The 12,871-nt window shown below is 41.1% G+C and carries 13 protein-coding genes; 4 read left to right on the top strand and 9 right to left on the bottom strand.

Annotated features, from left to right (window positions below):
- The first annotated feature begins 284 nt into the window (after positions 1 to 284).
- Positions 285 to 3,971 carry a putative Ig domain-containing protein gene (locus MuYL_RS11410; protein ID WP_094570693.1) on the top strand — a complete coding sequence of 1,229 codons (3,687 nt, stop codon included), beginning with the start codon at positions 285 to 287 and terminating at the stop codon, positions 3,969 to 3,971.
- The gene (locus MuYL_RS11415) at positions 3,968 to 4,657 is read left to right on the top strand and encodes a hypothetical protein (RefSeq protein ID WP_157740774.1); all 690 of its coding nucleotides are present in this window, start codon (positions 3,968 to 3,970) and stop codon (positions 4,655 to 4,657) included. The genes MuYL_RS11410 and MuYL_RS11415 overlap by 4 nt, the downstream gene beginning before the upstream one ends.
- A gap of 84 nt (positions 4,658 to 4,741) precedes the next feature.
- Here MuYL_RS11415 and MuYL_RS23185 read toward each other — a convergent pair whose 3' ends face one another.
- The 8 genes from MuYL_RS23185 to MuYL_RS11440 form a co-directional block, all read right to left on the bottom strand.
- The gene (locus MuYL_RS23185) at positions 4,742 to 4,879 is read right to left on the bottom strand and encodes a hypothetical protein (protein ID WP_157740776.1); all 138 of its coding nucleotides are present in this window, start codon (positions 4,877 to 4,879) and stop codon (positions 4,742 to 4,744) included.
- Positions 4,880 to 4,908: 29 nt separating this feature from the next.
- Positions 4,909 to 5,247: a DoxX family protein gene (locus MuYL_RS11420; protein WP_094570695.1), complete on the bottom strand. Its 339-nt coding sequence runs from the start codon at positions 5,245 to 5,247 to the stop codon at positions 4,909 to 4,911.
- A 5-nt stretch (positions 5,248 to 5,252) separates the two neighbouring features.
- The gene (locus tag MuYL_RS11425; protein ID WP_094570696.1) at positions 5,253 to 5,597 is read right to left on the bottom strand and encodes a DoxX family protein; all 345 of its coding nucleotides are present in this window, start codon (positions 5,595 to 5,597) and stop codon (positions 5,253 to 5,255) included.
- A gap of 26 nt (positions 5,598 to 5,623) precedes the next feature.
- On the bottom strand, positions 5,624 to 5,746 hold the full coding sequence (locus MuYL_RS23755; protein WP_262493683.1) for a hypothetical protein: 123 nt from the start codon (positions 5,744 to 5,746) through the stop codon (positions 5,624 to 5,626).
- A gap of 1 nt (position 5,747) precedes the next feature.
- A complete protein-coding gene (locus MuYL_RS23450) occupies positions 5,748 to 5,924 on the bottom strand; it encodes a hypothetical protein (protein ID WP_170309748.1) in 177 nt (58 codons plus the stop codon).
- Positions 5,925 to 6,225: 301 nt separating this feature from the next.
- Positions 6,226 to 6,513 carry a TIGR03643 family protein gene (locus MuYL_RS11430; RefSeq protein WP_094570697.1) on the bottom strand — a complete coding sequence of 96 codons (288 nt, stop codon included), beginning with the start codon at positions 6,511 to 6,513 and terminating at the stop codon, positions 6,226 to 6,228.
- 339 nt (positions 6,514 to 6,852) lie between these two features.
- A complete protein-coding gene (locus MuYL_RS23455; protein WP_094570698.1) occupies positions 6,853 to 7,296 on the bottom strand; it encodes a hypothetical protein in 444 nt (147 codons plus the stop codon).
- 103 nt (positions 7,297 to 7,399) lie between these two features.
- Positions 7,400 to 8,110 (bottom strand): LytR/AlgR family response regulator transcription factor, encoded by a 711-nt coding sequence (locus tag MuYL_RS11440; protein ID WP_094570699.1) that lies wholly within the window; start codon positions 8,108 to 8,110, stop codon positions 7,400 to 7,402.
- 305 nt (positions 8,111 to 8,415) lie between these two features.
- Between MuYL_RS11440 and MuYL_RS11445 the strand changes: the two genes are divergently transcribed.
- Entirely contained in the window at positions 8,416 to 11,019 is a 2,604-nt protein-coding gene (locus tag MuYL_RS11445) for an MGH1-like glycoside hydrolase domain-containing protein (protein ID WP_094570700.1), read from the top strand.
- Positions 11,020 to 11,321: 302 nt separating this feature from the next.
- On the opposite strand, the gene MuYL_RS11450 is transcribed toward MuYL_RS11445, so the two are convergent.
- Positions 11,322 to 12,302 carry a GlxA family transcriptional regulator gene (locus tag MuYL_RS11450; RefSeq protein ID WP_094570701.1) on the bottom strand — a complete coding sequence of 327 codons (981 nt, stop codon included), beginning with the start codon at positions 12,300 to 12,302 and terminating at the stop codon, positions 11,322 to 11,324.
- 145 nt (positions 12,303 to 12,447) lie between these two features.
- Here MuYL_RS11450 and MuYL_RS11455 point away from each other — a divergent pair, with 145 nt between their 5' ends.
- Complete coding sequence (locus MuYL_RS11455) at positions 12,448 to 12,864, top strand: VOC family protein (RefSeq protein WP_094572919.1); 417 nt, start codon at positions 12,448 to 12,450, stop codon at positions 12,862 to 12,864.
- The last annotated feature ends 7 nt before the right edge of the window (positions 12,865 to 12,871 follow it).

The raw sequence follows: 12,871 nt of genomic DNA on the forward strand, positions 1-12,871 counted from the left end.
CGCAGCGCAACTTAGACCTAAAAAATGGCAAGCATTCTGCTTGCGAAACCAATGCGGTTACCTACACCACATCCCAAAAGAATAATTTATCCGCCAGAAAGGCTTAGTACCGTTTATTTTATTAAACTGAAAGCTTTGGGTATTGTGGATCTAAGTTGCGCTGCGCTAAATTTAGACCAGGGAGTGTTTTAAAAAGCAATATAATACTGTAATAGTGAAGTTTTATTATCACTTTTATAGTGTATGGTTCTGATAATCAATTAAAAATACCTAATCCACCGCCTATGCTTAGGTTTTACCCGCAAGTATTTTATAAGTTGCTGCTTATAACAACCACATTTTTATTTGCCGGGAATATTTTTGCCCAAAAACCAAATATTACTTATACAACGCCGCTAACATTTACAGCAGGTAAGGCAGTTAAGCTTATTCCGGTAAATACCGGTGGGTCCATACCTGCATCGCAGTTTGGCAAAGTAAGCACGTTTGCGGGTAACGGTCAATACGGTACGGTTAATGGTAAGGGTACTGCGGCCAGTTTTGCTTCTCCTTCCGGTATAGCTGTTGATTCGTTAGGTAATTTATATGTTTCGGACAGGAACATTCCGAACAATGCCGGCAAGCATGCATTTATCAGGAAGATAACACCCGGTGGTGTTGTGAGTACCTATGCAGGCAACGGAACCGATGGATCAGCAGATGGGCCGGCAGCCTCGGCGAGCTTTAACAACCCGGCAGGTTTAGCTGCAGATATTAATAGAAATATATACGTTGTGGAACCTTTTGGTGGTACGTATAGTAACGGATTGGTGCGAAAAATCAGTGCCGGTGGTGTGGTCACAACAGTGGCAGGGGGCGGTGCCCCAGGTATTAGAATTAATGCTCAGGATGGGCAGGGTACCAGTGCAAGTCTTTCTGTGCCGGTTGGCATAACGCTGGATAATGCCGGGAATATTTATTTAACAACACAAAATAAAATACGAAAGATAAACACTTCACAGTACGTGAGCACTTTTGCAGGTGATGGTTCGCCTGGATTTATAGATGGGTACGGTACAACGGCAAGATTTAATCAACCAATCGGCATAGTAGCAGATAACAGCGGTAATTTATTTATAGCTGATTATTACAATTTACGTTTACGGAAAATAACCCCCGATAGTTTGGTGAGTACTGAAGCAGGCTATGGAGCGATTGGAAATAACGATGGCCCGGGTACCACTGCCAGCTTTAATAATTTATCCGGACTGGCTATAGACGGCGTAGGTAATAAATATGTTTTAGACGGCAATGGCTCCTTGCGGAAAGTAAGCCCCGGGGGAGTTGTAACAACCATTGTAAAAGGATTATCCGGAGCAACGATAACATATTACCATGGCAGTATTTATTTCCCGGGTATTAATACCATCATGCGCGTAGATGTTACGGGCAGTTATACAATACAAGGCCCTTCATTACCGGACGGATTGGTTTTTGACCCTAATACAGGAATTATAAGCGGAACTCCTAATGTACCAGGTGGCCCGCAGACTTTTTACATAACTGCCAGCAATAGTTACGGCAGCAGTACCGCATCTGTAACTATTGACGTTAAATTGCCGCCGGCTCCAAAGTATATGAAGCCACCTAAAATTGCTTATAATAATGTGCCGGCTTATTTTGTAACATCTACCCCTATTATTCCATTAGCGCCAAAAAATACAGGAGGTGTGGTTCCTCAAACTACCTACGGGTCAACAAGCATTATTGCCGGGGGAGGCCCTCCCACTATTTCTTTTGACGCCATTGGCACAAAAGCAAGCTTCATTTATCCGCTAAACTTAGCTACTGACGCTTCGGGCAATATTTATGTTACGGATCGATCGAAAGTTAGAAGGATATCTCCAAATGCAGTTGTAACAACGTTAGACATGAATGGAAAATTTACGTCAAACCCACCTCCGGGACTGGCATCAGCTGCACTTTTTCCCGGTATTAACGGTGTTGCTCTTGACGGCGCCGGCAATATTTACATTTCGGAAAACCTCTACAGTACAATACAAAAAGTTAGTCATTCAGGAATGATCGGCCCTTTTGCCGGAACAACTATAAGTGGTTCAAAGCAAAAAGATGGTACCGGCAACGCAGCCGCCTTTTCTCATCCCGGAGGAATGGTTGTAAGTAAGACCGGCGACTTATACGTAACTGATGTTGCCTCTATAAGGAAAATAACGCCGGCTGGAGTAGTCACCACTTTTGCAGGTAATTTAACCGACAATGCAGGGGTTAGTTTTAAGGCTGGCCATCCACCGGATGGTGTAGGTTCACATGCGTTTTTTGAACTTCCCCAGGGTATGGCTATGGATACAGCAGAAAATCTATTTGTGACGGATCTTAACGCCCATAATATACGAAAGATCACTAAAGACAGTGTGGTTTCTACGGTTGTATCTGGCCTGATCAACCCCTCGTATGGTATTGGTGTGGATATAAAGGATAATTTATATTACTCCGCTAATTACCCGGTTTATCCCAATACTGGTCCTGTAACCACTACCGGTCAAACGATTGACAGAGACGGAAATCTTATCATAGCTGACGTAAATACCCAAACTATATCAAAGATGATCCTTACAGGTTACACAATAGATTCCGTCTTACCAGCCGGATTAACTTTTGACGGTAAAACAGGCATCATTAGCGGAACACCTACGACACCTGCTCCGGCAAAAGCTTATATTGTCACAGCTTATAACGCAGGCGGCAACAGTAGCTATGTAATACATATTACAGTGGCATCAAATGCTGCCCCAACCATTACCAGTATTACTCCGGCCGCGGCTATTACCGATGGCACCATAGTAATTAACGGTAATAATTTTACAGCAGCAACAAACGTCACCTTTGGCGATACACCCGCCAAGTCATTCGTAATCAGCTCGCCAACGGTTATTACCGCCGTTGTAGATAACGGATCAACCGGCAATGTATCCGTAAAAACACCTTTTGGCACAGGCACATTTGGCGGGTTTATATTTGTCCCGCTGCCCGCTATTACAGCAAACGGTCCGGTTACCTTTCTTTCAACCGGTTCGGTTGTTTTAACAGCAAGTCCTGCTACCGGTTATAACTATCAGTGGAGTAACGGCGGTACCGTTATAGCCGGGGCAACAGCTTCAACTTATATAGCTAAACAAAGTGGCGCTTATACGGTGACTATAACGGCCAATGGCGTTTCACAAACATCGGCGGTCGTCAATGTCAAATCTGTTTTCACACTTCCTGCAAATAATTTTTCCGTATCTGCAACCAGCGCTACCTGCATAGGCAACAACGATGGTTCAGTGAATATTACAGCAGTGCAAAGCATGGCCTATACAGCTACGATAACTGGCAATGGGTTAAGTACGCCTTATCCTTTTACCACATCAACAGCTATCAATAACATCGCTGCCGGGAGCTACCATGTATGTATTACGGTAGCAGGGCAGCCGGATTACGCCCAATGCTATGATGTTGTGATCACAGAGCCAAAGAACCTATCTGTTTATTCCGTGATCAATTCAGACAATAGCCTAACTCTGGGATTGAGTGGTGGAAGTCGTTACAATATTATTTTAAATGGCACTGCTTATGCTACCAGTAGCAACAGTATTACCCTGCCGCTTGGTGAAGGAACCAATGACCTGACGGTAACTACAGACAGGCTTTGCCAGGGTAGTTTTAAGCGATTTATCAACATCTCAGGCAAGATCATCCCTTACCCTATGCCATTTCAAAATTCCTTAAATTTGAATGTAGGAAATACAATGGTCAATAACGTAAGTATCGAGATCCATAATGTTGGGGACGGAAAGCTGGTTTATACAAAGCAATATATTAATCAATCAGGTGTAATTCAACTTGATCTCACCGGCCTGCAAGGAGGGGTTTATGCGCTTCACCTTTCGACGGATAGTTCGGATAAAATATTTAAGATTATCAAGAAATGAGAGAAAAACTATTAGTTATACCCTTATTATTTTTGTTAATAGCCTGCGGGGGCAAGAAGAACAACCCTGTTCCCAACCCGACTATGGCAGCACTTACTTTACCGACACAGAATGCGGTTTGCACCACAGGTACAATAATTTCTAATACCCAAAGCTCCATTACATTTATGTGGAACGCTGCTGATAATGCCAACAGCTACGATCTGTACATTAAAAACCTGTTAACAGCGGCCACCAGCACACAAACCACAACTGATACGAAATTAACTGTTATCTTAAGCAGGAATACACCTTACTCTTGGTATATCATATCCAAATCTAACAGAACAACCGTTACTGCACAAAGTGCTACCTGGAAGTTTTACAATTCAGGGCCGGGTGTAGTTACCTATGCACCTTATCCTGCTGAGATTACTTCTCCAACTTATGGACAAAGTATAGCGTCAACAACAGGCGCTATCAACTTAACCTGGACCGGCAGCGCAATTGACAACAACACCATCACCAATTACGACGTTTATTTTGGAACCACCAAAACGCCGGCCATCTTTAAAAACGCCATCTCCGATAGTTTTGTAAACGGGGTAAGTGTAATATCAGGTACAACTTATTATTGGAGAGTGATCACCCGGGATGTTAACGGTAATACTTCTGATTCTGGTTTATACCAGTTTGCAGTGAAGTAAGCGAATTTACCTAACGTTCTTAATTAAAGAACATTAGCTTTCTGCTAACACTAAACAAAATCACAGATCAAACTAAATTAACACTCACTTCATGTACATGAAGCGCCACCAGTCTGCAATACGCTCGCTACAATGGTTATTTATATGATATTGGGCCTCGCGGTAATCACCGCTCCGCACATCAATATCATGCACATTATGTATAAAGATATAAGCATCCATGGGAACAATTAGTTTTATACATACTGTTATTACCTGCAAATTGCGGCGAAGCAGATGTACGAATTTAAAAGCATAAAAATAAAAGAGGGCATTGACGCTAGTAAACCATCCTTCATCTTAACCCTCACCCCGAAACCTACCAGCATTAATAAGGCAAGGCCGCCGGACGATATGATTAAACCAGGTTGCCAAAATAATCCTGCCAGTAATCCTGATCCGCCGAGCAATTGCAATACCCCGATAAATTTCCTGAATTTATCCAGGTTATAGCGCCGAAATTCTTCCTCCATACCTGAGTTTGTAAAGAAGCTGATTCCATAATAAATGAATGAAGCAGCGGAAATTATGGTTAAAATTTTTAGCAGCATGAAAATTAAATTACTCCGGCATGAACGCCGGCGATAAACAGGGAGAGCAATAGCAAAATCCCTGACGGTACAAACTTTTGCCAGGGGTTTCGAACTTTAATATGGGCCATCTGGGCACACCCCATCAATACGGCCATCAATAGTGCAGGAATCATCACCAACTCCGGATACCAAATCCCGGCAATTAAAAGCGTTGACAGTGCTGTTTTCGTTGCGCCAACAAAATTTCTTAATAAATCCGAAATTTCGAATTGCTTAAACTCTTTTAGGATGTTGTCATAACGGACTATCCATACATAAAGTACGGTAACTGCAACGATGACCTGGGCACAAATTGAAAGGGTATTCATAAAAAAGCTGGTTAATTGTAAGTTTGTTAAGAATGGGTTTCGCTCCTGGTGTGCTGTTGTTTTTTTTGCGCAGAAAAAAGTCCCCAGGCAAAGCCAACATATAATATGGTCACTATGGACGTAAGAATGATCAGATCTAAATTTTCCATATTACCTGTTCTTTTTAAGGTTAAAATAAATCAGTAAACCCACCATTGTAGGAGGCCAAAGCCCAATAAATATGGCGCGATCGTGGTCCTTGAGGATAATGTAATAGTACTCTGATATAAATATGATAGCGATGATCATAGTTAATATCGCAAATTCGATTTTAGAAATTTTGTTCATTTGATATATATTATTACAATGGAAATTAAGATATAGACTTACCGGGGTACTGAAAAAAACAGCTTAAAAAATGCTGAACTTGTTAACTGCGAAATGTAAAATAGGAGAAGAAAATTGTTACCGGGATCATAAACAACCGGTAAAAAATCAGGATCTTATTGTTCCTGTTTGTAGTTGAATTAGTTATTGAAGAAGCTTAGAGAAAAATAATTTTAGTTCATCAAGGTAAATATTGCATCTGTAATGATTTGTTCTTCCCTGGCCTGTTTTAAGTTGTTAGTGATAGTCTGATTATTTAGGGTCACTTTCTTTTGCTGATTTTATTAAAGCTAATGTGTTTTTGCATGCTGCATTTAAATCTTAAATCAGAAGGTTCACCTAAGCTTTGATGTTTGGTGCTGCGTCCCTGAACCCGGGTGCGCCATAATTTAAAGCTGGTTAATTTTAATTCCCTGCGCATTAGCTCAATTACCTGTTGTTCGTTGATTCCGAACTGCAGCTTAATGGCGTCAAACGAAGTGCGATCTTCCCAGGCCATCTCGATTACACGGTCAGTATTTCTAACATCTAAATTTAACGCTTTACTCATTAAGTACATATTTATTACCTAAAACTCATTAATACCCGGTTTATAGGGGGGCATATTATTTAAAGTCAGGACTATATAGTGCAATGTTATACATAATTTAATAATTAAATACATTATTATACTTTATTTATTAAAATTACTTCCTCAAATTTGATTTTTTAATCCCTCTATTGATTGTCTCTTTTTCCGCGGATATTGGCTGACAAAATTTAATCAAAACATCCTGTTATTTACCATAGGTAGATAACAGGATGTTGTTAAGTAGCGGTTGATCAAGGTAAAGGTCCTTCTCTCGTTGCTGGGGTCCGTGAAATTTAAAATGCCAGATCAGGTTAAGTTCTATCCATTGTCTTGCTGCATCTTTGTAATCTTTTCTTTCGTCTTTTCAATATCCTTGTTAATTTCCCTGATTTTTTTCTGATCCTTTTCTACTTTGCCGGCCGCGTATTCCGCGTCACCGGTCTCGTTGGCAGCTTTCTTTGCTGCTTTTGCCGCTTTGCGGGTGTCGCCGGCATCGCCTCCGACTGCTGAAGCGGCCTGCCGCCGGCTTTTTTCCTGGGCTTTATTGGAATTGCTCGCGGCTTCGTCTGCTGCGGATTGTTCTTCAGGCAAACGGTTTTGTACCTTGGTTAACTCGTCCTGCAGGTCATTCAACTTTTTATTCAGCTTAGCTATCTGGTTGTTAATTTTTGCAGTATCCTTTTTAGTAGAATCATTTTGACCGGATGCCTTGCATGCGGCGCCAAGACCGATAATAAGGGCTATTAATAATATCTTTTTCATGGTTATTCATTTAAATTTAGTCAAATGAACAACGACTTTTAAAAGGGTGCAAGCCGGTTCGACCGAAGCCGGCCGCCGAACGATGAAAAGCTGCTCCCGTCAGTTAAAGCCAGTCACGAAACTCAGCACGGAACACTTCCCTGTATTGCTCGGTGACGGGGATAATTGTTTTACCGAAACGAACAGTAAGGTGTTGGATCGAATCGATCTTATCGAGGTTAACGATAAAGGAACGGTGGATCCGCATAAATCTGTGCCCGGCAACACGTTCTTCCATTGCTTTGAGTGTGGACAATGCAGTGATCATCTTATCGCCTGTAAACACTTTTACATAATCTTTAAAACTTTCTATGTAACGGATCTCGCCGATATTTACCCTAACTAGTTCGTGTTCTACTTTAAGAAAGAGGTGGTCATCACCCGGAACCGCCTTAGGCTGGCTCATCATGCTGCGAACTTTTGCTACGGCCCGAAAAAAGTCTTCGTATAAAAAAGGCTTTACCAGGTAATCTACGGCATCCACCTTGTAACCATCTACTGCATATTCCCGTGAGCCGCTGATCAGGATAACACGAGGACCAGGGCGACCGCTATCTTTTAAGGTACGTGCAAAAGTAACACCATCTATACCCGGCAGGTTAATGTCCAGTATCAATAGGTCAACAGTCCCGGTTTCCAGGTCATGGAGAGCCGCCGGCGCATTGTCATAAGAGCCGGTCAGTTGCAGGAATGGGGTTTGACTAACCAACTCGCAGACATAGGTATTTACTTCGGGGTCATCGTCAATGACCAGGCAATTGAGCACATGTTCCATAATTACTAAGGTACGCCGGAAAGCCTTTTGGTGCAAGCTGACTTTTAATTTGGCAAGGATTAGCTAAACGATTGAATCCCTGTTGCCAACTTCATTATATATTTACCCAAAGCATTATGACTTATAAAATACTGTGCTATCCAAAGTATTGCCTTTCTATCCCGGTGACTGAAATTTTTAATGATCTTTTTTGTATGATTAAACACTTAATGAAGTGTAACAGTGCTTTAATTGGCGTTAAGATAGATTTTGACTATATTGAGATTTCAATCGGGCTATATTATCAAAATTAATTAGGAATAATCATGGAAAACACACGACTTTCCAAACCGCAGAGCGAAAGGAAATGGAAAGTATGGGGTCCATATATTTCTGAACGGCAATGGGGCACAGTTAGGGAAGACTACAGCGCTTCCGGAAACACATGGAGCTATATAAACCATGATTTGGCACGAAGTTATGCCTACAGGTGGGGCGAGGACGGCATTGCAGGCTTTTGTGATATTGAACAGGTATTGTGCCTGGCACCTGTATTTTGGAATGGTAAGGATACTATTTTGAAGGAAAGACTTTTTGGATTAACAAACCAGGAAGGGAACCATGGTGAAGATGTAAAAGAACTCTATTTTCATCTCGACTCGTCGCCCACGCACTCTTATTGTAAGTTCCTTTATAAGTATCCGCAGGCTGCTTTTCCATATATGGAACTGCTGCAAAAAAACGAAAGGGACCGTTTAACCCCCGAATTTGAAATACTCGATACTACCGTTTTTAAGGATAACCGCTATTTTGACTGTGTTATTGAATATGCAAAAGCAGGCACGAAAGATATTTTGATGCAAATTACAATACACAACCGGGGACCTGAAACGGCTGCCATTCATGTACTGCCACAATTATGGTTCCGCAACTTCTGGCGGCACAACCCCCGTTATAACAGCCCTGAAATTAGGTCGATCTCAAACAATTGTTTGCAGACAAATTCAAGCCGGAATGGCACTTACTATTTTTACCATGATGGTGGCGAACAACTTTTTTGTGAAAATGAAACCAACAGCGAGCGTATTTTTCATAAAACTAATGAAACCGCTTTTGTAAAAGATGGTATTAATAACTACGTAATTAATGATCAAAAAACAATAAACCCTGAAAAAAAAGGGACAAAAGCTGCCATTTGGCTAAAAGCAGACGTGGCGCCGGGATCATTTAAAACCTTTAAGGTAAGGCTAAGCACGGTGCAGATGGAAGCCCCCTGGGCGGATTTTGACGAAATTTTTGAAATACGCCTGTCAGAAACAGACAGCTATTACAATAAGCTGGCACCGGCTGCTTTATCGGGCAAACAAAAAGGTTTATTGCGAAGTGCGTTGGGGGGACTATTATGGGGTAAGCAGTTTTATTACTTCGACGTATTTAAATGGCTGTTTGGCGAACCCCATGAAAAACAATTACCGCGCAACTTTCAGCGTAATTATGACTGGCAGCACCTTACCTGCCGAAATATTATATCAATGCCGGATAAATGGGAATATCCCTGGTTTGCAGCCTGGGACCTGGCTTTCCATGCAGCTACCTTTGTACATATCGATCCGGAGTTTGCAAAACAGCAATTGCTGGTAATCCTCAGGGAATATTATATGCATCCCAACGGGCAAATACCTGCCTACGAATGGAATTTCAGCGATGTAAACCCGCCCGTTCATGCCTGGAGTGTTTGGTATGTGTACGAGGCCGACAAAAAGAAGACGGGTATCCCCGACTGGGATTTCCTGGAAAGGTCGTTTCAAAAGCTATTGATGAACTTTACCTGGTGGGTAAATCAAAAAGACGCGAATGGCACCGATATATTTGAAGGTGGTTTTCTTGGTCTGGATAATATCGGCGTTTTCGACAGGAACCACATGCCGCCCGGTATTACCAGGCTGCAGCAGGCAGATGCAACCAGCTGGATGGCGATGTACTCCATTAATATGCTGCGCATTTCGCTGGAACTGGCACAACACAACCTGGCTTATGAAGAATCGGCAGCTAAATTTTTTCGCCACTTTTTAAATATAGGCTGGGCCATGCACCATATAGGCAAAAGGGATATGGCTTTGTGGGACGAAGAAGACGCATTTTACTATGATGCTATCCAATTTGAAAACGGCACCAACCAGCGATTAAAAGTTCGTTCGCTTGTTGGCATTATTCCTTTGCTGGCCGTAGAAATAATGAACGTGGACCTGTTTAAAAAACTGAACGAATTTAATGCCAGGCTGGGCAGTATTAAACGCACCAGGCCCGATTTAACAAAGGTAATTTCTGATATTGAAACCAAAAACAAAGATGGTAACTACTTATTTGCCATTATGGTTGGCGACCGCCTTGAACAACTGTTGAAAAGGCTTTTAGACGAGGATGAGTTTTTATCGGATTACGGGATCCGTTCATTGTCGAAATGTTACCGGGACAAGCCTTTTATATTTGGCTATAAAGGAAGCGAATACAGCATCCAATATGAACCCGGTGAAAGCTCAAGCTCTATGTTTGGCGGCAATTCCAACTGGCGCGGGCCAATATGGCTGCCCATTAATTATTTGATAATAAATGCGCTGAGAAAATATTATGAGTATTATGGCGATTCCTATACGTATGAGTTTCCGGCACGGTCTGGCAATAAACTAACGCTTAAACAAATAGCCAATGAGCTTACCAAAAGGCTGTTAAATATTTTTGAAAAGAATGAGGAGGGGGCGTACCAGTATCATTCCAGCACCCAGGAACAATGGGCAGACGAATATTTTAAAGAACACCATTTATTTTATGAGTTTTTTAATGGAGATACCGGCCAGGGCCTGGGTGCTTCCCACCAAACCGGTTGGACCGCATTGATAGCTAATTTGCTGTTGGAAATGGATGAAAGTTAATATTTTTATTAATAGGCTATTATCATTGCCTGAATTTTGAAGTATTGAACAACAATAAATTATCGGAATTGATTATTAGAATCCTAAAAAGATAAGGGATTACGGCCTTGATAAATATGAGGACCAACTTAAAAAACTAAGCGATCATTATCAAAGTCGTTATAATGACAACCAAAATTCAGGTGTTGGGGCTTCCAGTAATGAACTGTTGGAGATAGATGAAATTTGGTTGCTAATTATGGAATCTATGCCTCGTGCGATACTAAATAGCTTTTCTAATGCCGTTATTCATGGCATAAAAATTAATTCGCAAAAGACATTTTATTGTACTTGTTCCGATATTCGATAGGGGTGAGGCCGGTGATTTTTTTAAATATAGTACGAAACGCTTTGGTGTCGGAGTAACCGACATCGTACATAACTTCATTTATATTTTTACGGCTTGTTTCAAAACTTCTTTTGGCGGTTTCAATCTTTACCCGGTTAATATATTCCAAAACTGAATTATTTGTAGCAACCTTAAACCGTCGTTCAAAACTTCTTCGGCCTAATAAAGCCAAATCGGCCAGTTCATCAATAGTTATTCTTTCCCGGATATTTTTTTCAATAAATTCCTGGCTTTGTTTAATCGCTTCGTCGTTATGGTTTTTCTGGCCCTGGAACATGGAAAAAGCAGACTGGCTTTCCCTGTCAATATCAATAGCAAAATATTTAGATGCTAATATGGCGGTTTGCCTGTCGGTGTATTTTTCAACTAAATACAAAAGCAAATTCCAGTAAGAGTTGGCGCCTCCGCTCGAATAAATACGGTGTTCTTCCGTAACAATACTGCCATCAATTACTTCAACATCGGGAAACATTTCCCGAAACTCATTTTGAAAACCCCAGTGCGTTGAACATTTTTTGCCATTAAGCAAGCCTGTAGAAGCCAATAAAAATGCGCCAACACAAAGTGAGGCAACTTCTGCACCTTTATTATACTGGTCATTTATCCAGGGTAAAAGTTTTTGATTTTGAGCAATGGCATTTTTCATGCTGCCAAATAAAGCGGGAATTATAACCAGGTCAGTTTTCTTAACATCTTTTAAAAGTTGCGATGGGTTTACCGAAAATAAACCCCCATTGAGTTTTATCTCTTTCGTCAAACCAACCAATTGCACATCAAATAAAGGCTTTTTGCCATTCACTACCATAAATTCATTAACCACAGAAAATAGATACTGAGGGTCGGCTATGGCTTGCAGCACCGAGCTTTCAGGAACAAGAATACTAACGCTCTTCATTTGGAATAAAATTTAAGTATCTGGTAAAGGTAAAACTAAGTTTGTCGTAAATCACCCATTTGTTGTCTTTTTTACACATCCATTTTTTTTAAACAACCAAACATCTTTGTATTGTTAATTCAATTAAGGGGTAAAAAAAATGGAAATGGCACAGATCAATTCTTATCTTACATTTAACGGCAACTGCCGCGAGGCAATGACATTTTACAAAGAATGTTTGGGTGGCGAACTTTCATTACAAACCGTTGGTGAATCACCATTGTCCGGTAAAATGCCGGAACAAATGAAGGACTGTATTTTACATGCAACGCTCAATAACGGGTCAATTGTGTTGCTGGGTTCAGACATGACCCCACAAGCAGGGCTTATAAAAGGAAACAATGTTTCACTTTCACTTGAATGTGGTACCGAAGAAGAAATTAGAAACTTATATACAAAACTTTCAAATGCCGGTAAAAAAGATCATCCAATTGAAGAATCTTTCTGGGGAGCATTATTTGGCGACCTTACAGACAAATTTGGGAACCATTGGCTGCTGAGCTGCAACGTAAACAAAAATTAATTTATAA

The organism is Mucilaginibacter xinganensis (assembly GCF_002257585.1).
In the GTDB taxonomy this organism is placed as follows: domain Bacteria; phylum Bacteroidota; class Bacteroidia; order Sphingobacteriales; family Sphingobacteriaceae; genus Mucilaginibacter; species Mucilaginibacter xinganensis.

Excerpts from the sequence above, each read along its gene's own strand:
- MuYL_RS11410 (WP_094570693.1), top strand. The coding sequence starts at position 285 with ATGCTTAGGTTTTACCCGCAAGTATTTTATAAGTTGCTGCTTATAACA.
- MuYL_RS11415 (WP_157740774.1), top strand. The coding sequence starts at position 3,968 with ATGAGAGAAAAACTATTAGTTATACCCTTATTATTTTTGTTAATAGCC.
- MuYL_RS23185 (WP_157740776.1), bottom strand. The coding sequence starts at position 4,879 with ATGGATGCTTATATCTTTATACATAATGTGCATGATATTGATGTGCGG.
- MuYL_RS11420 (WP_094570695.1), bottom strand. The coding sequence starts at position 5,247 with ATGCTGCTAAAAATTTTAACCATAATTTCCGCTGCTTCATTCATTTAT.
- MuYL_RS11425 (WP_094570696.1), bottom strand. The coding sequence starts at position 5,597 with ATGAATACCCTTTCAATTTGTGCCCAGGTCATCGTTGCAGTTACCGTA.
- MuYL_RS23755 (WP_262493683.1), bottom strand. The coding sequence starts at position 5,746 with ATGGAAAATTTAGATCTGATCATTCTTACGTCCATAGTGACCATATTA.
- MuYL_RS23450 (WP_170309748.1), bottom strand. The coding sequence starts at position 5,924 with ATGAACAAAATTTCTAAAATCGAATTTGCGATATTAACTATGATCATC.
- MuYL_RS11430 (WP_094570697.1), bottom strand. The coding sequence starts at position 6,513 with ATGAGTAAAGCGTTAAATTTAGATGTTAGAAATACTGACCGTGTAATC.
- MuYL_RS23455 (WP_094570698.1), bottom strand. The coding sequence starts at position 7,296 with ATGAAAAAGATATTATTAATAGCCCTTATTATCGGTCTTGGCGCCGCA.
- MuYL_RS11440 (WP_094570699.1), bottom strand. The coding sequence starts at position 8,110 with ATGGAACATGTGCTCAATTGCCTGGTCATTGACGATGACCCCGAAGTA.
- MuYL_RS11445 (WP_094570700.1), top strand. The coding sequence starts at position 8,416 with ATGGAAAACACACGACTTTCCAAACCGCAGAGCGAAAGGAAATGGAAA.
- MuYL_RS11450 (WP_094570701.1), bottom strand. The coding sequence starts at position 12,302 with ATGAAGAGCGTTAGTATTCTTGTTCCTGAAAGCTCGGTGCTGCAAGCC.
- MuYL_RS11455 (WP_094572919.1), top strand. The coding sequence starts at position 12,448 with ATGGCACAGATCAATTCTTATCTTACATTTAACGGCAACTGCCGCGAG.